This window comes from Streptomyces sp. 378 (genome assembly GCF_030124145.1).
GTDB lineage: Bacteria > Actinomycetota > Actinomycetes > Streptomycetales > Streptomycetaceae > Streptomyces.
Genome location: NZ_JASKMS010000004.1, coordinates 73,464 through 95,373, shown reverse-complemented (window position 1 = coordinate 95,373; position 21,910 = coordinate 73,464). Strand labels below are relative to the sequence as shown.

General features: G+C 69.7%; 10 protein-coding genes. 3 read left to right on the top strand and 7 right to left on the bottom strand.

All coding sequences use genetic code 11. The features are described 5' to 3' along the window. Window positions 1-91 precede the first annotated feature (91 nt). Both QNO09_RS07440 and QNO09_RS07435 read right to left on the bottom strand, forming a co-directional pair. Window positions 92-1,456 carry a hypothetical protein gene (locus QNO09_RS07440; protein ID WP_283969260.1) on the bottom strand — a complete coding sequence of 455 codons (1,365 nt, stop codon included), beginning with the start codon at window positions 1,454-1,456 and terminating at the stop codon, window positions 92-94. Between the two features lie 498 nt (window positions 1,457-1,954). Beyond that, window positions 1,955-2,749: a class II aldolase/adducin family protein gene (locus QNO09_RS07435; protein ID WP_283969259.1), complete on the bottom strand. Its 795-nt coding sequence runs from the start codon at window positions 2,747-2,749 to the stop codon at window positions 1,955-1,957. 248 nt (window positions 2,750-2,997) lie between these two features. Between QNO09_RS07435 and QNO09_RS07430 the strand changes: the two genes are divergently transcribed. Then, window positions 2,998-3,471, top strand: coding sequence for a pyridoxamine 5'-phosphate oxidase family protein (locus QNO09_RS07430; RefSeq protein ID WP_283969258.1), 474 nt, complete (start codon window positions 2,998-3,000; stop codon window positions 3,469-3,471). A gap of 10 nt (window positions 3,472-3,481) precedes the next feature. On the opposite strand, the gene guaA is transcribed toward QNO09_RS07430, so the two are convergent. After that, complete coding sequence (gene guaA, locus QNO09_RS07425; RefSeq protein WP_283969257.1) at window positions 3,482-5,062, bottom strand: glutamine-hydrolyzing GMP synthase; 1,581 nt, start codon at window positions 5,060-5,062, stop codon at window positions 3,482-3,484. Here guaA and QNO09_RS07420 point away from each other — a divergent pair. Continuing rightward, window positions 5,056-5,673 carry a chorismate mutase gene (locus tag QNO09_RS07420; protein WP_349636950.1) on the top strand — a complete coding sequence of 206 codons (618 nt, stop codon included), beginning with the start codon at window positions 5,056-5,058 and terminating at the stop codon, window positions 5,671-5,673. The genes guaA and QNO09_RS07420 overlap by 7 nt on opposite strands. A 539-nt stretch (window positions 5,674-6,212) precedes the next feature. On the opposite strand, the gene QNO09_RS07415 is transcribed toward QNO09_RS07420, so the two are convergent. The 3 genes from QNO09_RS07415 to QNO09_RS07405 all read right to left on the bottom strand — a co-directional run bounded on the left by QNO09_RS07415 (window position 6,213) and on the right by QNO09_RS07405 (window position 18,665). Beyond that, window positions 6,213-7,301, bottom strand: a complete 1,089-nt coding sequence (locus tag QNO09_RS07415; RefSeq protein WP_283969256.1) for a hypothetical protein — start codon at window positions 7,299-7,301, stop codon at window positions 6,213-6,215. A 171-nt stretch (window positions 7,302-7,472) separates the two neighbouring features. Beyond that, window positions 7,473-8,054: an SMI1/KNR4 family protein gene (locus QNO09_RS07410; RefSeq protein WP_283969255.1), complete on the bottom strand. Its 582-nt coding sequence runs from the start codon at window positions 8,052-8,054 to the stop codon at window positions 7,473-7,475. Window positions 8,055-8,057: 3 nt separating this feature from the next. Next, window positions 8,058-18,665, bottom strand: a complete 10,608-nt coding sequence (locus QNO09_RS07405; RefSeq protein ID WP_283969254.1) for a LamG-like jellyroll fold domain-containing protein — start codon at window positions 18,663-18,665, stop codon at window positions 8,058-8,060. Window positions 18,666-19,008: 343 nt separating this feature from the next. Here QNO09_RS07405 and QNO09_RS07400 point away from each other — a divergent pair, with 343 nt between their 5' ends. Continuing rightward, window positions 19,009-20,016 carry an LAETG motif-containing sortase-dependent surface protein gene (locus QNO09_RS07400; protein WP_283969253.1) on the top strand — a complete coding sequence of 336 codons (1,008 nt, stop codon included), beginning with the start codon at window positions 19,009-19,011 and terminating at the stop codon, window positions 20,014-20,016. Between the two features lie 91 nt (window positions 20,017-20,107). Here QNO09_RS07400 and QNO09_RS07395 read toward each other — a convergent pair whose 3' ends face one another. After that, the gene (locus QNO09_RS07395) at window positions 20,108-21,901 is read right to left on the bottom strand and encodes a GMC family oxidoreductase N-terminal domain-containing protein (RefSeq protein ID WP_283969252.1); all 1,794 of its coding nucleotides are present in this window, start codon (window positions 21,899-21,901) and stop codon (window positions 20,108-20,110) included. Window positions 21,902-21,910 lie beyond the last annotated feature (9 nt).

Sequence of the window (21,910 nt, the reverse complement as noted above, 5' to 3'; positions counted from 1 at the left end):
CCATACGTACGACGAACGGACCGCGCTCAATCCCGGGCGAACGGCTTTTTCCGTCGCGCCGGTGGTGGGGAGCGCTCAGGGGCGCCCGCACTCACTCGGTGACGTCGACCGCGTACCGGTTCGTCTCCACCCCGGCCGCCGTGACCACCTGCACGTCCACCCTCCCGGGTTCCACGTCGGCCGGCACCGGGACCGTCAGCCGGGTGTCCGTGGGGTTGCGGAACCCGCCGGGCACCGGCACCAGCGGCACGTGGACATGGACGGCGCCCACGCGTACGACCATCCGGGCCAGCCGGTCGGCCGCCTGTGCGCCCGGCGGCACGAACCCGGCGCCCCGGATCTCGATGTCGTCCCCGGTGCGGATCGGCCCGTCCAGGTCGCCCGCCTCCCGGGCCCGGACCACGGAGAGGATGACCGGCCGGCCGCCCTCCGCGTACTTTCCGGCCAGATACGTCGCCGCCGACACCAGCATCACCAGCGCCAGGCCCCACGGCAGGTCCGGCAGCTGCTCCGGCCGCCTGGCCAGCCGTACCGCGGCGAAGACCAGGGCGACACCGCTGATCACCACGTACTGGATGTCGGCGAAGGTGCCCCGCCCGGCGTCGTCGGTCAGCAGGTCGGCGGCCCGGGGCCGGTCGGCGCGTACCTTCTGCAGCCGCTGCCCCAGCACCCGCAGTGCCACCACCCGCCGCACGAGCACGGCGATCCCGCACACCACGGCGAGCACGGTCACGACTCCGGCACCCCGGGCGAGGTCCAGCCCGGAGATCAGCGCGTCCCGCTCCCGGTGGCCGGAGGCGGCGGCCAGCCGCCCCGCGAGGACGAGCACCGCGTAGGCCACGAAGAGCACCCAGGCCGCGGCGACCGTACGGGACGTGGACAGCCGGTTGTCCTCACCGATCAGCGGCGCCAGCACCCCGCCCTTGGCGCGGTGGAACCACGAAGCGGCGGTCAGCGACAGGGCTGTCACCAGCGCCGCGACCAGTCCGGCCGTCCGCGCCGCCGTCCAGCCCGCCCCGACCGCCGTGAGGGCCTGCCCGAGGAGCAGCAGCACCACGGCCGCCCCCACCACACCCGACGTGCGCCGCCACAGGCCCGTCAGCCAGGCCTGCCCCTCGGCCCGCCCTCGTTCGGCGACGTGCTCGGCGGACTGCGCCAGTTCCTCGGAGACCCACTGGCGGGACGCCGACGCGGAGTGGGCCACCGCGGCCGGCAGCCCCTGCCCCGCAGCGAACTCGTCCCGTCGGCGCAGGAACGCGGCGACGGCCCGCCGGTGCCCCTCGCGCGCGCCGTGCGGGCAGTCCCCACAGGCGCACCCGCCCCCGTGGTCGCCCCCGGGGCCACCCGGGGGCCCGCCGGTCCGGCCACCGGCGTAGCCACCTGAGTACCCCTCGGCATAGGCACCCGCGTAACCGCCCGCGTCCGCGCCTCCCTGTCCCGCCTCCCGCACCGCCACGCCCGACGCCCGCCCTTCCCGCGACCCAACCACCGCCGGCCTTCCGGACCCCGGAAACACCGCTGTACAACTCCCCTGCGCCGACAGCGAATTGTGCCCTACACCGCCCGGTTCGCGTCCGATCGGTCTGGTCAACACGGGTGAAGTTCGGCGTGCCGTGTTGACCCGGCTGAGAGAATTCCCCTAGGGCCGAAATCATCCAGCGTGACGGGACCCGGGCCTTCGACGGCGACACGATCCGGATCACGCCCGGCCCGCACCGCTCCGGGCCTAGCCCCTTCTGATGGATCTCCGCGGCGTCGCGACGCCCGGCACGCTCCCCCGTTCTCGGCTTCGCTCGAACGGGAGGGGCCCCCACCGCCGCACCGCGCGAAAGCCCAAGTAGCTCCGCTACGAGGGCTTCCACGCGGCACTCCCCCAAGCTCTTCGAGCAGGGGGGACCCCCAGAGCACGCCCCGAACGCCGCTCCTTCTCCCGCGGAGATCCATCAGAAGCGGCCTAGTCCAGCAGACCCGGCTCGCTGCGGCTGACGTCCTCCCACATCGGCTGGTAGTTGATCCACGCCACCAGGTCGCCGCCCAGCTGCTCCCGTGTCGCCACCGCCATCCGGTGGTCGATCCGGACCGGGCGCCCGGCCGCCTGGGCCGTCAGCTGCACCTGGCAGGAGCGCTCCATGGACACGAACCACCAGGCCGCCGCGTCCACCGAGTCGCCGACGGTCAGCAGTCCGTGGTTGCGCAGCACCAGCGCCTTGCGGGAGCCGAGCACGGCCGCGATGCGCCGCCCCTCCTCGGCGTCGACGGAGACGCCGGTGTACGTGTCGTAGAGGGCGTGGTCCTCGTAGAAGGCGCAGCTCTCCTGGGTGATCGGCTCCAGCAGGTCGCCCAGGGCCGCCAGCGCCCGGCCGTGCACGGAGTGGCAGTGGGCGACGGCGACCACGTCGGGCCGGGCGGCGTGGACCTGGGCGTGCACGGTGAAGGCCGCCTGGTTGACGTGGTAGCGGCCCTCGACGACCTGGCCGTCCTGGTTGGCGAGCACGAGGTCGCTCACGGTGACGTGCCGGAAGGGCATCCCGAACGGGTTGACCCAGAAGCAGTCGGAGTACTCCGGGTCGCGGGCGGTGATGTGCCCGGAGACGCCGTCCTCGTAGCCGAGCCGGCCGAAGATCCTCAGGGCGCCCGCGAGGCGTTCCTTGCGGTGCCGGCGCTCGTCCTCGACCGACTCGTGCATCGGCGGCATCGCGAACCGCAAGCGGTCGGTGGGGACCGGGAGAGGCGGCGTGGGCCCGTGCATGTTTCCTCCGGCACTGGGGTGCTCTAGGGGCGGAAGCTACCGCCGGTGAGGTTGGGTGAACAGAGGTCTTCCGTGAAGATGACGCGCGCAACCCTTGCGGGGGCTCACGGGTCTGGTGTCCGTCGCCGTGCCGGCACCGTCAGCGCCGCCATGCCACCCTGCAAGAGCGGGAACGGAGCCGTGCGACACCGGCCGGCGCGGGAGCGATATCTGACAGAGATGTCGGGATTGGGCGCGACACTCGCCGTATGACAGCGAACTGGGCGGCATTCACCACCGCCGAACCGGATCTGGCCCACACGGTCGAGAGGCGTTTCGGCGCCTTCACCCACCACATCCTCGCCACTCTCCGTAAGGACGGCTCGCCCCGCACCAGCGGTCTGGAGGTGCGCTTCCTCGGCGGCGAACTGTGGCTCGGCATGATGCCGGGCTCACTCAAGGCCCTCGACCTGCGCCGCGACCCGCGCTTCGCTCTCCAGGCGAACCCCGGGGAGGGCACGGGCATGGGCGGCGGCGACGTCCGGATCAGCGGCCGGGCGATCGAGGTCGACGACGGGGAGACGAAGGCCGGATACGTCGAAGAGGTGGAACCGCCGGAGCCGTTCCACCTCTTCCGCACCGAGCTGACGGAGGTCGTACGGACCTACGTCGAGGACGACACGTACCTCGTCGTCCAGGTCTGGACGCCCGGCGCGCCCCTGCGCACGATCAAGCGCGCGTAGGGCTCAGGGGTCACTCCCACTCGATCGTGCCCGGCGGCTTCGAGGTCACGTCGAGGACGACCCGGTTGACGTCCTTGACCTCGTTGGTGATTCGCGTGGAGATCCGGGCGAGGACCGCGTAGGGCAGGCGTGACCAGTCGGCCGTCATGGCGTCCTCGGAGGAGACGGGGCGCAGCACGATGGGGTGGCCGTAGGTGCGGCCGTCGCCCTGGACGCCGACGCTGCGGACGTCGGCGAGCAGGACCACCGGGCACTGCCAGATGTCGCGGTCGAGGCCGGCCGCCGTCAGCTCTTCGCGGGCGATGGCGTCGGCCTCGCGCAGCAGGTCCAGGCGCTCCTTGGTGACCTCGCCGACGATGCGGATGCCGAGACCCGGACCGGGGAACGGCTGGCGCTGGACGATCTCCTCCGGCAGGCCCAGCTCCTGGCCGACCATGCGGACCTCGTCCTTGAAGAGCTTGCGCAGCGGCTCGATCAGCTGGAACTCGAGGTCCTCGGGCAGGCCGCCCACGTTGTGGTGGGACTTGATGTTGGCGGTGCCGGTGCCGCCGCCGGACTCGACGACGTCCGGGTAGAGCGTGCCCTGCACCAGGAACTCCACGGCCGGGCCCTCATCGGCGATGATCTCGGCCTGGGCCTGCTCGAAGACCCGGATGAACTCGCGGCCGATGATCTTCCGCTTCTCCTCGGGGTCGGAGACCCCGGCCAGCGCCTTGAGGAACCGCTCTTCGGCGTCCACGACCTTCAGTTGCACGCCGGTCGCCGCGACGAAGTCCTTCTCGACCTGCTCGGTCTCGCCCTTGCGCATCAGGCCGTGGTCGACGTACACGCAGGTCAGCTGGGAGCCGATGGCCTTCTGGACGAGGGCCGCGGCGACGGCGGAGTCCACTCCGCCGGACAGCCCGCAGATGGCGCGCTTGTCGCCGACCTGCTCGCGGATGGCGGCGACCTGCTCCTCGATCACGTTGCCGGTCGTCCAGTTCGGCGTGAGCCCCGCGCCCCGGTACAGGAAGTGCTCCAGCACCTGCTGCCCGTGCGTGGAGTGCATCACCTCGGGGTGGTACTGGACGCCGTAGAGCTTCTTCTCGTCGTTCTCGAATGCGGCGACCGGCACGACGTCCGTGGAGGCCGTGACGGAGAAGCCCTCGGGGGCGGCGGAGCAGGCGTCGCCGTGCGACATCCAGACGGGCTGCTCGGCGGGGGTGCCCTCGAAGAGGGTGGAGGACACCTTGGAGACGTGCAGGTCGGTGCGGCCGTACTCGCGGGCTCCGGTGTTGTCGACGGTGCCGCCGAGGGCGCTCGCCATCAGCTGGAAGCCGTAGCACATGCCGAAGACGGGGACGCCGGCCTCGAAGATCTCGCGGTCCAGGCTGGGCGCGCCCTCCGCGTAGACCGACGAGGGGCCGCCGGAGAGGATGATCGCCGCGGGGTTCTTGGCGAGCATCTCCTGGACCGGCATGGTGCTCGGCACGATCTCGCTGTAGACCCGCGCCTCGCGGACACGACGGGCGATGAGCTGGGCGTACTGCGCACCGAAGTCGACGACCAGGACGGTGTCGGCGGCGTTGGCAGCGGGAGTCGCTGATGACACGGGGTGCCTTCCGGCGGTGGGGCGGGGGTCCTTGTGCCACCCGATTCTACCGGGGGGCCGTGCGGCTGTTTCCGTGTGCCGGGCACCGGCCCCGTCTCAGGATGCGAACCCGCTTGGACGCTCCTGGAAGGCGGTGCATACTTGCCCTATGTTCAAGCACCAGACGTTCGTCTTTACCTATGGCATCCGGCCCGCCGGACGCCATGGTCGTGCTGCTTGAGCTACTGACAAGCGACTTCCCAGGCGCCCCGGGCCGACAAGGCCCGGGGCGCCTGTCGTCGTCCGGGCCCTGTCGCCCCGGGGCAGCCCCTGACCACCAGGAGCCCCCTATGACCGCCATCGACGTGACCGGCGCCCGTACCCCCGAGGCCGCCGGTGTGATCAGCGGAGCCCGCGAGCGGATCGACGCGCTCGACGACCGGATCATCGGCCTGATCCAGGAACGGGTGGCGGTCTCCGCCGTCATCCAGGAGGCGCGGATCGCCTCCGGCGGCCGGCGCGTGAACCTCTCCCGCGAGATGGACGTCCTCGGCCACTACAGGGAGGCCCTGGGCAAGCCGGGCACCGCGCTCGCGATGACCCTGCTGGAGCTGTGCCGCGGCAAGATCTGAAGCCGCCCCGCGGCCGGGACCGGTGTTCCCGGGACAGACGTGCGCGCCCCTCTCACTCGTACGGCGCGTGACCGCCCGGGCACGACCTCGTTGGTCTCGGTGTCCGTGCCGGCCAGGGGCGGGCTTGAAAGAACCACGCGTGGCTCACTGGGGCGATGAGACGCACGGATCGTGCCGTGCGTCGTGGGACCTCGTTCCAGGGATGTGACCGGACGGCAGGGGACAGCAGCCCGGTCACCCAGAGAACGGTGGGCCCCGGGGACGCCCGGGGTCCACCGGCGGACCTTGCATAAATGCACAAGTCTGGGTCAAACGGTTGCGGGCGACGTGTTCATCCAGCACGATGCGTATAAGGCCCAAGTCCCCCCGAGGGCACCCGCATTGCGACACTTCCAGAGGTACAGACCAGCGGCGCTACCCCCCGGCGCCGCTTCCAGGCACCGGCGCTGCCCTGACGTCGGTGCTGACGAGAAGAAGGGCCCTGCGGCTCCACCCCGCAGGGCCCTTCGCTCCGTGTCGGCCGACGGTCCGGCGACGCGTCAGGTGCGGGTCACCGTCCCGCAGTCCTCACGGTCGCCGTCGTCGATGCTCCTGCTCCGGTCATACGGATCCACGGCCGGGCCGCTCGGAGTCGAGCCCGCAGTGGCGCTCGACGAGAACTCCGGATGAAGGTAACCGTCGTAGACGAAGCACGAGGAGTTGCCTATCTCCTGGTCGTACTCCACGACGAGCAGCCGGCCCGGGGTGACCTGGTACCGGGCGGGGTCGGCGAGTTCCGTCTCAAGGACGCGGCGCACGATGGTGCGGGTGACCTCCGTGGAACCGTCCGCGCGCGACACCGGGTAGACGAAGGTGTAGTCGGCACGCACGGCGACGCCCCCGTGCTCGCCCTTCTTGAACGTCATCCGACCGCGCGTCTTGATCACGTCGCCGACCAGCCGTATCTCGTCGGGGTCGAACCGGCTGAACAGGGCCACCGGGTCGTTCTTGCCGCTCGGCGAGCGCAGGGCGGTCTCGAGACGATGGACGATGTCCGGCTGCTTGGGGTCCAGCACGGAGAACGCCGCATCGGGCCGTGCGCCACGCACCGCCTTCGGGTCGAGATTGGCGCCCACCACCAGCTTCTTCGTCAGCTTCAGCGCCTGTTCCACACGGTCCTTGGAGACCGCGCCGACCGCCTTGGCCTCGGGCAGGACGATGCCGGCCTCGCCGTCGGCCCAGCGCAGAGCCGGGGAACCGGCGAACGGCTCGTCCAGGGTGGGGGTTTCGGGGTCCGGCGACTCGGGCGCGGCAGTGGGCGGCGCCGTCTCGTCGGGCAGCGGTGAGGCCTCGGCGGCCTGGGACTCCCCGGCACCGAAGGGGTCGCCGGGCAGCAGTGACGGCTTCAGCGCCACCAGCGCCACGGCGACCGCGAGGGGGACGCCGATGAAGGCCCACAGCCTGCGCCGCCGGGCGGCCCTCCCGTTCATCTCCTGCCAGGCGGGGCCGGTACGCCACCCCGGCGGCAACTCGCCCCGGGCCTCCTGCTCACGCAGCCGCTCGGTGACCATGCGGGCCCGCGCGGACGGCTCCTTCGGGGCGGAGGAGCGGATGTCACGTTCGCTGTCCTCGAGGAACTTCTCCCACATACCGTCGGGTATGGACGACGAAGAGGTCTCAGACTCTTCACCGTGACCGGGACCGGGTCTGGGGCCTTCTGGCGATCTGTCGGCCATGATTTTTTCGCGCTTTCTCGTGATCTCCTGCCGGGCGGCCGAGCGTACGTCAGCCCTCAAACACGGGTTTGGGTGGCGTCGTTGCTACTCCGCCCTGTCCGGTCTGGCTGGACCGAACCAGAACTCCCCCTTGCCTTTCGAGGCATACGGCAGAGCGTCGAAGCGGACCGGGCCCGGATAGTAGGCGCTGCTGTTGGGGCCGGCCATGTCCTCCCCTTGCAGGTAGCGGTACAGCCACTCGGTGAACCCCACGTCGTATCGGTAGATGTCGTCGTCGGCCCCGACGTAGACGTAGATGCGGGGCTCGTCGCCGGGCTTGAAGAAGAAGCACTCCCCCCTGTCGGACTCAAGGAACGGGACCAGCTGCTCCGGGCCGTCGAACCTCGGGTCCTCGGAGGCGAAGTCGGGGCAGCTGAGATCCCAGTCGAGAGTGCGGTAGATCTCCACCGTCTCAGCGACCCACTTCCCAAGGCTCCAGACCGGGTGAGCGGGATGGTTGAAGTGCAGGTGGAAGTTGATCCGGACCGGCCCATACCCGTCGATGAACTCCTTGTAGTCGTCGGGGAATCCGACATCCATCTCGCGTTCGAGGGGTGTCCACGCGTCGGGATTCCCTCGGTGCAGCGGTGCGCCCAGAAGCGCGGCCAGTTTTTCCCTGTAACTCATACGTCACCTTCTGGGGCAGTCGGCGGACCCGGTGGTGGTACCGCCGGTCGGGGTCTGGTGGACCACGCAGTGTTTGCTGACGCCGTCCTCGACGATCACGTAGTTGTACTCGATGCTGGACGGGATGCCGGAGTTGGTTCGCTTCCCTTCGTAGTGGGGGTTGATCGCCAGGGCGACATGCTTACCCCCCTTGATCGCCTTAATGATGTCGTTCTCGACGGTAGTGCTCAGGTACGGCGTGTTGGTCTTCGTGTACTCGGCGACCAGATTGCGCAGGTCGATACCCGACCCCGTCGCGGCCGCCGGTACGAGGTGTCCGTTGGCCGCAGAGTTTCCCTCATGGCGGATCTCGTTCATCCCCGGAGGCTGTGTGCTGCCGTTCGTGTTCGTCCCCGGACGCTTCCTGCCCCGGTTGTAGTCCGACTGGTCGAGGAAGGCGTACACCCCCGTGGCCCGGCACTCGGCGCGCTTTTCGAAGGCGTCGTAGTACCGCTCGCGCGGCATGTAGACGGCGTGGCCGGTGAGGCTGAAGCCGGGTCCGTCGTCGCACTCGCCGTCGTTGCGCGTCCGGCCGCGGTTCTTGCCGCCCGAGTCGTCGGCGGTCTGAGGCGAGTAGCCCTCGCGCCCGTCGATGTCGGTGGGCATGAAGATCGCCACGGCCGCCAGGTCGAGCATGGCCTGAGCTGCGACGGTCGCGCTGACGCCGGTCCCCGCGACCCAGATCGCGTCGTCCCAGTCCACGATGGGCTTGGGACGGGTAGGGGCCGGTACGGGGTTCTTGCCGTTGTTGGGGTTCTGATCGATCGGGGGCTTCGGCGGCTTGGTCGGCCTGGCCGTGCACGTGCCGTTGCATCGGGTATAGACGGCCGTGCCGCCGCCACGGCCTCCGCCGTAGTAGGAGCCGCCACCGCCGTAGGAGGAGCCGCCACCGCCGCCGTAGTAGTACGGGGACGATCCGCGTCCGCCGCACTGCTTCGTCCAGAAGTGGGTGTCGCAAAACAGGGACTTGGTGTCGGCGTGGTACCAGGTGAGGTAGCAGAGGTTGCTGGGGTAGCCCCAGCAGTCGTCCCCGATGCTGTCACTGCCGCCCATGAAGACCGTCCCGAAGACTCCGACGAAGGTCGGTCTGACCACGGTGGACGCGACGCCGAGGTACTGCCAGAGATCCCAGTCGTGCCCGGTGATGTCGGTCCGTGCCAGCGGGTTTCCGCCGCCGTACATGTACCGGTTGGCGCGGGAGGACGGACTCGGGTCCAGCTGCCACGTGTCCCGCGAGGCGAAGGATCCCGTGTCCGGCTGGTACCAGCGGGCCGCCATGTTGACGTCGCCGTTTTCCGGGTCGGTCCAGCCGGACTGGTATCCCAGGGCGGGGGTGGTACCGGAGGTGGACGTCTCCGCGCCGAAGGGGTCGTAGGTGGTGGAGCCGCTGACCTGCATGCCGTCCGTGGAGAGGCCCGCGGTCAGGTCCATGTGCTTGTCGGTGACGGCCCACTGATTGCTGGTGCCGGTGGCCAGGGAGAGCAGCGTGCCCTCCGGAGTGCGGTTGTAGTCGGTGGTGCCGTCGTTCGCGAGGTTGTTGGAGCCTCCGTCGTAGGTGAAGGTCGTCGACCCCCGGGTCTGAACACGGTCCAGTGAGTCGTACGTGTACGACGTCCCGCCGTCGGTGATCTTGCGTTCGAAAGCGTCGAACGACAGGGTTCGCGCGGCTGAGCCGCCAGTCTGCACCGATGCCAGGGTGCCGCGTGCGGTGTACGTGAACTGCTCCGTCCCATCCGTCAGTTGACGGTTGCGGGCGTCGAAGGTCGCCGTTGTCGTGCCGGCCTTGGTGCGGTTGCCTGCGGCGTCCCATTCGTAAGCGGTCGCGCCGCCACCCATCGCCCAGGACGTGAGGCGGTTCGCGTAGTCGTACCCGTAGGTGCTGGCGCCGGCCCCCGCCGTGCCCGTGGTCGTCTTGGACGTCACGTTGTCGTCGAGGTCGTAGCCGTACGTCGTCGACGCGACCGTCGTGGTGCCGTCGGGACTGGTGACACTGTCACCCTTGAGGCGGCCGAGGTCGTCATAGGTGTACGTGCGCTTGGCCGTGACCGCGTAGGAGGTCGATCCGTCCGGCTTGTTCACGAACTGGTCCAGACGCGGCCGGCCGGCGGCGTCGAAGTCGTACTGGATCTCCCTGCCCGTGAGGGAGTCCGACGTCCAGTCGATCCGGCCCGCGCTGTCGTAGCCGTAGGAGGTCGAGCCCGCCGTCGTGGTCCGCTTCGTCATGCTGCCGTCGGCGTTGTAGCTGTAGCTCGACTGCCCACCCGGCCCGTCGGCGGTGAGGAGGGCGCCGCGGTCGTTGTAGGTGTAGGTGTCGCGGGTCACGCCGTCGGCCGTGCCGACCGCGGTGAGACGGCCCGCCAGGTCGTACCCCAGCGTGCGGGCGGTCGTGGTCGCCTCCGCACCCGTGCCGGTCTCACCGGTGAGACGGCCCAGGCCGTCGTAGGTGCGCTCCCGCTTCACCCCGCCCGGAAGCAGTTCCGTCACGGCCTGACCGGCCTTGTCGTACACGGTCGTCCAGGTGCGGTCGGCCGCGTCCGGGTGCGCGGACGTGGACGGTTCGATCGTCGACTCGGGCAGACCCCAACTATTGAAGGTGTAGACGGTCTTGTTGCCCCGTCCGTCGGTCAGCCGGGTGCGATTGCCCGCCGCGTCGTGGCCGAAGGTCGTGGTGATGGAGTCGGTGGTGGAGACCGGCTCGACCTGCCTGGTGATACGGCCCAGCGCGTCGTACGTGTAGGTCGTGCGCGCCTTCGTCTGCGCGGAGGTCACCGCGGTGCGGTTGCCCTCCACGTCGAACTCGGCGGCCACAGTGCGGAGCGCGGAGGTGCCGGTGCCGGTGCCGTAGTCGTTCGAAGCGGTGGCGTTGCCGAGGGCGTCGTACGTAGTGGTCGTACGGCGGTTCGTGGCGTCGGTCGTCTCCGTGCGGCGGCCCAGGCCGTCGTAGCCGAACCGCGTGGTCCCCGCCGGGTCCGCGACGGTGAGCGTTTCGCCCGCCGGGTTGAACGTGGCGGTCGACGTGACGCTGGCCGCGGTCGTCGACGCGGTCTGGTTGCTCGCGTCGTCCCAGGTGTAGCGGCTGGTGAGGTTCTGCGGGCTCGGATAGCGCTCGACTGTGGTCGTGGTCAGCTGCCGACCCAGCTCGTCGTACGTCGCCTCGCTGCGGGCACCTGTCGGGTCGGTCACCGACAGCCGACGACCGGTCGGCGTCCAGGTGTAGCGGGTGACTCCGCCACCTTCCGCGCTCGCTGAGTTGAGCAGATCGGGGTCGCTGTTCTCGGCCGCCGCCAGGGCCGCCGCCGCGTCGGCCACCGGATCCGTCCTGCTGGTCAGCTGTCCGAACTGGTCGTAGCCGTAACGCGTGACTCGGCCCAGCGGGTCGGTGACCGCCAGCGGCAGACCCGACGAGGTGTACGTCGTGCGGGTCGTCGCCGCCAGCGGGGCGGCGGCGCCCGGCGGGGTGTAGTCGGGCCGGGTCACGGCGGTGGTGCGGCCGAGGCGGTCGACCTCCGTACGGGTGACCTTGCCCCGGGCGTCCCTGGCCTCAGTGGCCTCGCCGAAGGTGTTGTAGCCGGTGCGGGTGGTCGGCTCGACCGTCGTCGGCGCGCCGCCGTTCTCCTCGGCCTGCACCGCCGGGGCGGTCTGCTGCACCAAGCGGCCCAGGGCGTCGTAGCGGTAGGTCGTGGTGTACGCGGACGCGTCGGCACCAGCTACGTTGCCGCGCGGGCTGACCGTGGTCAGCGGCAGGCCGCGGTCGTCATAGGTGCCGGTGGTGATGTGGGTGGTGGTGCCGTCGGTGACCGTCTGCTCGGTGAGGTTGCCGGCGAGGTCGTACTCCGAGGACGTGGTGAGCTTCTTGGTCCCGGAGATGGTCTGCGTCTGCTCCTTCACGCGGTCGTCGCCGTCGTAGGCGTAGGTGGTGGTCCGGTTCAGGCCGGCGGGGTCGAGGACGCTGGTCGTCGTGCGGCCCAGGGCATCCACTGCGAATGTCCGTGTGGTCTTGCCGCCGCCGGTGACCTGCTTGGTCAGGTGACCTGCCGCGTTGTAGGTGTTGGACTCCAGGACGATGTCGTGCTTCGTGCCGTCGGCCTGGGTGACCTGTTTGGCCGTCGTGGTGGCCGGTAGCCCGTCGTCGAAGTAGGTGTACGCGGTCGTCGCGCCCATCGCGTCGGTGGTCGAGGCCAGGCGGCCGGACGGGTCGTAGGCGTTGGAGGCGACCGTCAGGTCGCGGACGGTGCCGGACGGATCGCCCGTCCAGTCGTCCAGTACCGTCGTGGCGTGCTGGCCGCGGGCGGTGTAGGCGTACCGGAAGTGGGTGCCTGCCGGATCGGTCATGCCGCTGACCCGGCCCATGGTGTCGTGTTCGAACAGCGTCGTGTTCTGCTCCGCGCCGGTGACGCTGTCGTTCAGGCCATGTTCGTTGTAGTGGTAGATCGTCGTACGGGCGGTGTCGCCGCCGGTGGTGTCCGTGGCCGTCTCCGACAGCAGGTTGCCGTCCTCGTCGTAGTCACGGGTGATCTTCGCGGTGTGGGTGGTGCCGGTGATCTCGTTCTTCACCGCCGCGCCGGTCTCCGTGACGACGTGCGACGCCGAGTCGTATCCAAACGTGGTGGTCACGCCGTCCGGGAACGTGTCGGATCTCTGCTTCTCGGACGTCTTACGGCCCAGGCCGTCGTACGCGTAGGACGTGACCAGCCCGGAAGGTGAGGTGACCTCCGCGAGGTCGCCGTTGGCGTAGTAGCGGTACGACGTCCTCGCACCGCCTGGCGTCGTCTCGGTCAGGACCAGGCCAGCCGGCGTGGCGCCGCCGCCGACCGCCGTCTCGCTGCCCGTGGTGTACGTGGTGGAGGCGGCACTGCTGTCGGGGCGGGTCGTAGTGAGGGGCAGGCCCAGGGAGTTGTAGGCGTACTCGGTGCGGTAGCGGGTGTCCTTGTAGTCGGTTGAGCGCTGATCGCGATACGTCAGCGGCTTGTCGTTGCGCGGGTCCAGCGGGTCGCTCGCGTTCATGTAGTACGAGGTGAAACTCGTCCAGCACGAGTCGGCGTCCCGACAGGTCGACGTCGACACGACGTTGCCGCGACCGTCGCGGCCGGTGACAGTGGTGTGGCCGTTGGGGTCGGTGACGGTGTGCAGGTTGCCGACGTTGTCGTAGGCGTAGGAAGTGACCGCTCCTGTCGCGTCCTTGCGCGAGACCACACGCTCGCCGTGCAGGGCGTCGTAACTGGCGCTGCTCGTCTTCTGGGCGGGGTCGGTGACCGACACCGTGGCGGTCAGGCCGGAGTCCGCGGCCTCCGCCTGGGCACGGTAGTGGGCCGAGACCTGGTCTGCGGTCAGCGGCTTGCGGTAGAGGGCCACCTCGTCGACATCGCCGCGGAAGGAGTAGGTGCCTTCGTCCAGGCCCATCCAGCCGGAGCTGCCGTAGCCGCTGCCGATATAGGCGTGTGTGCGGGACTGGTCGGCGATGGCGCCGTTCAGCGACCCGACCTTGACTCCGTCCAGGTAGAGCGTCTGCGCCGTGCCGTCGGCGGAGAGCACGACGTGGTGCCACTTGCTGTCGGTCACGGTCTGCGACGACACGATGGGCGTCGCTCCGGAGGCGCCGGCGAGGTAGAACTCGCCGCGCAGCTTGCCCGCGCCGTCGATGTTCAGTACCGGACGCCAAGAGGTAGGCGTCTCGCCGGCCGGCGCATTCTGGAAGCTCATCAACACGGCCGAGTCGTTGGACGTGCGGAACCACATCTCGGCCGTCAGTTCGTCCGCACCGGACGGGACGGAGCCTGGAATCTCAATGTGCCCGCCGTTGCCGAGGGTGACCGCGCGGTTGTCACCGGTGCCGAAGACACCGCCCCGGTCCATCTGGGAGTAGACCACCATGCCGTCGTCACCCTCGAAGGCCGCGCCCATGGCCGTGCCGCCGACCTCGCTGCGCAGGGCGGTTCCCTCGCTCTCGCCGAGCCGCCAGTACGCCGTGGGCGCGTCGGCGACGGCGACGCCCTGGTACCTGTCGCCCGTTCCCTGAACCAGCGCCTTGCGGGCTTGGACGTGACGGTTGGGGGTGTCCGTGTAGCCCGGGAAGCTCGTCCAGCCCAGGTAGGTCCAGATGGTGTCGCCAGAGGTGTTGGTCGCCTTGCGGAAGGTCACCAGGGGCTTGTTGTAAAAGGCCACTTCATCGATCTGGCCGCTGAAGTTGCGGTAGCCCGCGTCCTGGCCGTCCCAGCCGGACGAGGAGTAGCCGCCGCCGACGAACACGTGGGAGAAGCGCGAGGTGCCCACGCCGGTCCGGGTGCTGCCCTGGTAGGCGCCGTCGAGGAACAGCGCCTGGATGCCCTCGTTGCCGGTCAGCATCACGTGGTGCCACTTGTTGTCGGTGACGGTCGTGTCGGACAGGATGCTGGACGCGGCGCCGGAGAACCGTCCCCGTACCTTGCCGTCGGCGTCGACGAGCAGCATGGGCCGCCAGCCGGTCGGAGTGTCACCGAACTCGCTGTTCTGGTTGGCGACGAGCACGCCGGCCTCGGTGGTCTTGAACCACAGCTCCAGCGACATGGCCGTTGTGCTGCCGAGGGACTCGACGGGTACTTCGATTGCTCCGTCGCCGGTGAAGGTAGCGGAGGTGTCGTCACCGTCGGCGAAGATGCCCGCGTTGCCGAGCCGTACGGTGTCGAGGTAGGCGCCGTTCAGTTCCTCGCCGAGCGGGCTGGCCGCCTCGGCCCCGCTGCCCTCGCCCAAGCGCCAGTAGCCGGTCGGACCGCTGCGCTGGATGGCGTCGGCGTAGGAGACGGACGCGTTGGAGTAGGACGGTGCGGAGACCTTCCAGGCGCCGCCGTTGGCGTCGGTGTGCGCGGTCAGACGTCCGTCGACCGGGTCGTAGGTGGCGGCGGCGTGGACCCGACCGGACGGCAGGGTGACCTTCTTGACCTGCCCGATCGCGACCCGCGCGGCATAGTGTTCGGCGACCGTGGCGGCGTCCAACGGGTGGTTGTAGACCGCCACTTCGTCCATCTGGCCCTTGAAGCGGTACTCACCGCTCGCCAGCCCCATCCAGCCCGAACTCCCGTAGCCGGCGCCGAGATAGGCGTACTCACGGGACTGCTCGGTGATCGTGCCGGCCAGCGAGCCGACCTTGGCACCGTCCAGGTAGAGCGTCTGGGCCGTCGCCCCGCCCGACAGTACGACGTGATGCCAGGCACCGTCCGTCACCGTCCGCGACGACACGATGGGCGTCGCCCCGGAGACGCCCGCCAGGTAGAACTCGCCGCGCAGCTTGCCCGCGCCGTCGATGTTCAGCACCGGACGCCACGAGGCCGGCTTGTCTCCCAGTTCAGTGTCCTGGAACCCGACCAGGACGGCAGACGGTGTACTCGTCTTGAACCACAGTTCGATGGCAGGGAAGGCCGCGGCTTGCAGCGTGCCGGCGGGCATCTCGATCACGGAGTCTGTGCCGTCGAAGGTGACCGAGGTGTCCGTCGTTCCCCCGATGGCAGTATCAGTGCCGCCCAGCTGTACGTCCCGGTATACGGCCTCATTGAGCCCCGTGCGCGACACGGCCTCGCTGACCGCTGTCGCCCCTTCGGCCTCGCCCAGGCGCCAGTACGACGTGGGGGACGCGTCGAGCACGCCGTTGCGGTACACGGAGCCGTCGGCGTAGTCGTAGACCGTGCACTTGGTCGTCGACGAGGGCGGGCACACCCTGGAGAGACGGTCACCGGTGTAGGAGTAGGTCCAGGTCAGCCCTGATGTGCCGGTGTCGACGGGGCTCGTGGTCACCGACGCCACGTGGCCGTCCGACCAAGTGAACGTCAGCGAGCGCCCCGAGAGGTCGTCGGTTACCTTCTGGACCGGGCCGCCGTCCTCGGACTCGTGCGTGACGGACTGGGTGCGGCCGGCCACGTCCCGGAGCCGGGCCAGGACTCCGTTCGTCATGAAGTGATACGTGTTGCCGGAACGTTCCCGCAGGACCCATCCCTCCCCGGCTTGCCGGACAAGGGTGAGAGAACCACCAGGCGGACCGGTGTAGCTGCCGTCCGCGTTCCGTCCGAATCGCGCCTGTGAGCCGTCGGCGAGGGTCACGAGCACCGTCGACATGCTGGGTTCCTCCCGCAAGCGCATGTCCCAGCGCGTCGACCAACCGGTGCCGAACGCGCCGTCGGCGCGCGGGTCGAGCGAGTTGTAGGTGCGCGTGACGGCCAGCTCGGGGCCGACGGTGCCGACCGCCGCGTCGGTGGCGGCGGTGACGTAGTTGCCCGCGCGCGAACCGATCTCCTTGCCGTTGTCCGGGCCGCCCAGGTGGCTGGTGACGGTTGGCTGTAGTACTTGCGTGGTCAGCAGCGCCGGTCCGGGCCGGGCCGAGGTCGCGGAACCGTCGTAGACATAGGCGTACCAGGCGTAGGACTTCCCCCACGACATCCAGCCGGACGGCACCGCCCACTGCTGTTCGCTGCTGCGGGTGCCCTTCTTGCAGTTCTTGCGCAGGTTGCTGCCCTCGACCTCGCAGACCTCGAAGGTGTACTCCAGCGTCGACTTCGGGTAGCGGTCCGCGTCCGCGCCCTTCGCCCAGAGAGTGGGAGTGAGCGAGTCGACGGTGACCCCGCTGCCCGGTGACGCGGCGGTCAGCTGCGGCGGGATGTTCACGGAGGCGATCTTCACGGCGGGACCTGGGACGCCTGCGCTCGTGAAGCGGCTGACACCGACGTCGTCCATCGTCCACTGCACGGTGTACGTGGCGGGCGTCAGCGGGGCGATCTTCGCGGCCAGCGTCACGCTCTCGCCGGGCGACACCGCCTCCGGCATCGCCGTCCAGCGGATCTTCGCGCTGTCAGTGATCTCCTTGCCGGAGGAGTCGAACAGGTTGTACCGCAGCTTGTAGTTGCCGCCCGCGGGCCAGGTCTCCTGGCCCCGGTTGGTGACGGTGACCTTCTCCACGCCCTCGCTGGTGGCGGTGACCGGGGCAGTGAAGTCGCCGACCTTGTAGGTGGCACCGTACTCGGTCCAGGTGATGTCCAGGCTGGGCTTGCCGTTCGGGTAGTCGTCGGAGCCGAACTGCTTCCAGCCCTTGGAGTCCGAGGTGGACGCCTTGACTGCCAGGCCGTAGTTCCTCTTGCGGCCGTGCGTCCAGTCGTCGACCAGCTTGCGACCGGCCGAACCGAGTTTGATGCTCTCCCAGGCCGGCCCGCACGACCAGTTGGTCGTACCTTCCGGGCGCCAGCCGTGCGCGAAGCTCTTGGAGGCCAGCGACGAACCGGTCGCGGGGCCCGGGTACTTGGTGGTCGTGGACTCAGACCAGTTCGACGTGATGGGGTGCACGGTCACCGGGCGAGCGGTGCACGACTGCGACCACGTGTTGTACAGGGCCAGGTTGGCACCGAGGACCCAGGCGTTCTTCACCGTGCTCTCCACACCGGCGAACCGGAGGAAGGCCGCGGCCTTGTGGCTGCCACCGTCGTAGGTGCCGGCCTTGAGAACCGTGTCCGAGGCGAAGTTCTGGTTGTACGGGTACTCGACGTACGTCCCGGAGGTGGAGTCGACGGACTTGACCGAGGGGTCGACCCGGACCGGGTACACGCGCTCGGGGGCGTCCAGCCATTTCTTGTCCAGCTTGACCACCAGGACCTGCCGTCCGCCCTTCTCCTTCAGGCTGTAGGTGACGCCGGAGGAGATCGCGCCTTCGTTGGAGTCGGGGGCGAGGTTCGCGTCCTGCATCCAGCCGGCGGGCGTCCAGGCGCGAGTGGCACCGTCGGTGTCGGTGAACACCAGGCCGCCGTGGTCGTCGAGACCGGCGGTCAGCCCTTCCAGGTCGAGCGGGAAGCGCCATTCGCTGGGCGCGGAAGCGTTTTTGAGGACCAGGGTTTCCTTTACGGAGTCGCTACCCGCGAGGAACTCCAGGTCCGCGTGCGGACGCACGTCGGGATAGGTCACCGTGCTGCCATCGGTCCGCCCTCCCGACGCGCTCGCTCCCTCGACGCCGTAGCCGATGGACAGACCGTCACCGACCCGAATGCGCACCACCGAACTTGCGTCCGCCGCCCCCGCGAACTCGATCGCCGACGCGGTAGAGCGCGTCTCCCAGCCGTCGTTGCCCGCGCTCATCGTGCGCGAACCGGTGGTGTCCTGAGGGACGAGGGTGGTGTCGATGGGCTTCCAGCCGCCGTCCCGCCCACGGAAGTTGACCGGCTCGGTGTAGAAGCGACTGGTCTGAGTGCCGTCCGGGTTCTGGTACGTCCGCCGTCGTTCCGCACGCTGTCCAGTGAGCTCCTTGCTGCGTTTGGAGTCGAATCCACGGGGCGCGGCCGGGCGGGGTGCCTCGGTCTTCCGCACGGGACCCGGCTCGGGCAGCTTCGGCGTGCTGTCCAGCCGGGTCACTCCCGGATCGCCCGGAGCGGGCACCTGACCGCGCCCGGCCAGAGGACCCTCGTGGCCACCCTTGGCGGAGGCATCGGTGGCGTCGGCGGGTGCCGTGTGACGACGGCCTGCCGCCGATCCCCACGACTGGTCGGGAGCCTCTGCGGTGGAGGCAGCCCCCGTGGGCCCGTCGACGGTCGGCACCGCCTGCTCGGTTCCGGCGACCAGAGCCAGCACGAAAGCGACAGCGACTACAAGCGGACGTGCTGAGCGCACGATTCTCCCCACCCCGGGCGATCAAGACGGGGATTTCCTAATTCGCTCTACAGAAGGTGCACAAGTGCTCAGCAGGGTTCCGTTACTCAAAAGTGATGACGGTCACATGACATATCACCCCCGATCGGGATCTTCATGCTTGTGATGCAGGACACATAAAAACTCCGTTAGGGCTGGCACAACCATTCACAGCCTTCGCTGATCAAACACCGCGAACCAAGGGCCACTCCCGCGCCCCACACGCGGAGGCCTCCCCCAACGTTCGTGCCGCGTCACGCGGTACGCCGGACTTTCCGAGGTCTTCATGAAGCTTCGCCGCGCCATGGCAGCAGCGGCCGCTACGGCGGTCATAGCCCCGGTGGCTCTGCTCGCGGCACCGGCCGCGTACGCGACCGACGACACCACGCCCACGCCGAGCGCGTCGGTGAGCGAGTCCGCTCCCGAGACGTCCGCCTCGCCGTCGGCGACCGAGACCACGCCCGAGACGTCGCCGTCGCCGAGCACGTCCGTGAGCGAGTCGGCTCCTGACGCGACCGCGTCCGCTTCGGCCAGCGCGTCGACGTCGGCCAGCCCCTCCGCGTCCGCCTCCACCACTCCGAGCGAGCCCGCCGACGGGGACGACGAGGAGTTCCCGGAGTGTGAGGAGGCGAGCATCTCCGTGGGCCTCACCGGCTTCCCGGAGAAGATCGTCGCAGGCAGCGGCTGGAAGACGTTCGAGTTCAACGTCAAGAACACCAGCAAGACGGACATCGAGTCCCTGGTGGTCACGGCCAGCGCGTTCTCGGCCGCGGACCTGGACTCCGAGGAGAACCAGCTCTTCGACAAGTACGCACACTTCGAGTACCGCAACCCGAGCACCGGCAAGTGGACCAACGACTTCGCGGGCTCGGGCATCAACAACGGGTTCTTCTTCGGTGAGTTCCAGCTGGATGCCGGCCAGAAGGTCAGCATCGACCTGCGCGTGAAGATCGACGCCGGCGCGCCCGTGGGCGACAGCCTGGCAATCGCCGCCGGTGGCTACGACACGAGCGAGGGCGACTGCTTCGAGAACGGTGCGGTCTACCCGTTCCAGATCCTCAAGCCGGGCTCGAAGCCGGGTGACGTGGGCGACTCCGAGCCCTCCGGCCAGAAGCCGCCGAAGGACATCAAGCCGCAGGGTGAGGCCAAGCCGATCGAGGTCGAGGGCAACCTCGCCGAGACCGGTTCCAGCTCCGCCCTGCCGATGATCAGCCTGGTCGGCGGTGCCGCGGTCGTCGCCGGTGCCGGTGCGATCTTCGTGGTGCGTCGCCGCAAGGTCGGCGTGCAGGCGTAAGCCGTAACGGCCGACGGGCCGTTGCACCAAGCAGAAGAGGGACCTGCGCTCGGAGGGGGGCGCAGGTCCCTCTTCTGTATCCCGCTGTCGCTCAGCCCTTGGGCTTCGGCGGTACGGCCGGCATGCCGAGGAACGGCAGCCGCAGTGCGCCGAACGCCTCGGCCGGGACCGCCGGGTGCTTCGGCTCGACCGGCTGGAGACGCTCGTAGGCCGCGCCCTGGTGCGGACGCGGGTCGGGCTCGCCCTTGTTGGGCCAGTACGACATCGCCCGCTCGGCCTGGGCCGTGATGGTGAGGGACGGGTTGACGCCCAGGTTGGCGGAGACCGCCGCGCCGTCGACGACCGAGATGCCGGGGTGGCCGTAGAGGCGGTGGTACGGGTCGATCACGCCGGTCTCGCGGGAGTCGCCGATGGGGCAGCCGCCCAGGAAGTGGGCGGTGAGCGGGGTGCCCATCAGTTCGCCGACGTTGGAGCCGGCGAAGCCGTTGATCTCGGCGGCGAGTGCCGAGGCGCTGTCCGTGGCCGCCTTGATCTGCTTGGGGTTGGGGGCGCCGTGGCCCTGGCGGGCCGTGAGCAGGCCGCGGCCGATGCCCGACGGCTTCACGTACGTCGTCAGCGAGTTGTCCAGCGACTGCATCACCAGGCCGATGATGGTCCGCTCCGACCAGCGGCGGTTGGACAGGGAGCGCAGCACCAGCACGGGGTGGCGGGCCGCGTGGGCGAGGAAGCCCAGGACCCGTGAGGTGCCCGATTTCCGTCCGGCGTAGGGGACCTGGAGGATGGACAGGCTGCCCATCGAGTTGGAGCCCTTGCCGTAGCGGACCGGCTCGATGTGGGTGCTGGCGTCGGGGTGGATCGAGGACGTGATGGCCACGCCCCGGGTGAAGTCGGCCTTCGGCGCCCCGTGCGCCTTGCGGTAGCGCCGGTCGTCGGTCTGGGCGCCGACCAGGGCCTCGGAGTTGGTGCGGGTCAGCTCGCCCAGCCGGTCCGAGAGACGCGGCAGCCGGCCACCCGCCTTCATGCGGTGCAGCAGTGTCTGGGTGCCGTAGGTGCCGGCGGCGAGGACGACCCAACGGGCCGTGTAGGTGCGGCCCTTCTTCTTGCCGCGGTCGTCGGTGGGCAGGGTGGCGACGGCGTAGCCGCCGCGCGAGTCGTCGGTGACCGACACGACCGTCGTCATGGGGTGGACGACCGCGCCTGCCTTCTCGGCGAGGTGCAGGTAGTTCTCGTTGAGGGTGTTCTTCGCGCCGTGGCGGCAGCCGGTCATGCACTCGCCGCACTCCGCGCACGCCTTGCGGGACGGGCCCACCCCGCCGAAGTACGGGTCGGGCACCTCCTGGCCCGGCTTGGCCTTCACCGCGCCGTCGGCGTCCCTGCCGTCGCCGAAGAAGACGCCGACGGGGGCGAGGTGGAAGGTGTCGCCGCAGCCCATCCGCTCGGCGGCGGCCTTCAGGTGCACGTCGGAGGGGGTCATGGTCGGGTTGGTCCGGACGCCCAGCATGCGCCGGGCCTGGTCGTAGTACGGCGCCAGCTCGTCCTGCCAGTCGGTGATGTCACGCCACTGGGGGTCCTCGAAGAACGGCTTCGGCGGGACGTAGAGGGTGTTGGCGTAGTTGAGGGAGCCGCCGCCGACGCCCGCCCCGGCCAGGACCATGACGTTGCCCAGCAGGTGGATGCGCTGGATGCCGTACATGCCGAGCTTCGGGGCCCAGAGGTAGTTCTTGAGGTCCCAGGAGTTCCTGGGCAGGGTCTCGCGGGTGAAGCGGCGGCCCGCTTCCAGGACGCCCACGCGATAGCCCTTCTCCGTGAGGCGCAGGGCGGTCACCGAGCCGCCGAAGCCGGAACCCACGACGATGACGTCGTAGTCGTAAGCGTCCTGAGACACGTGCCGTCT

Excerpts from the sequence above, each read along its gene's own strand:
- QNO09_RS07430 (WP_283969258.1), top strand. The coding sequence starts at position 2,998 with ATGACAGCGAACTGGGCGGCATTCACCACCGCCGAACCGGATCTGGCC.
- QNO09_RS07420 (WP_349636950.1), top strand. The coding sequence starts at position 5,056 with ATGACACGGGGTGCCTTCCGGCGGTGGGGCGGGGGTCCTTGTGCCACC.
- QNO09_RS07435 (WP_283969259.1), bottom strand. The coding sequence starts at position 2,749 with ATGCACGGGCCCACGCCGCCTCTCCCGGTCCCCACCGACCGCTTGCGG.
- QNO09_RS07410 (WP_283969255.1), bottom strand. The coding sequence starts at position 8,054 with ATGAGTTACAGGGAAAAACTGGCCGCGCTTCTGGGCGCACCGCTGCAC.
- QNO09_RS07400 (WP_283969253.1), top strand. The coding sequence starts at position 19,009 with ATGAAGCTTCGCCGCGCCATGGCAGCAGCGGCCGCTACGGCGGTCATA.
- QNO09_RS07415 (WP_283969256.1), bottom strand. The coding sequence starts at position 7,301 with ATGTGGGAGAAGTTCCTCGAGGACAGCGAACGTGACATCCGCTCCTCC.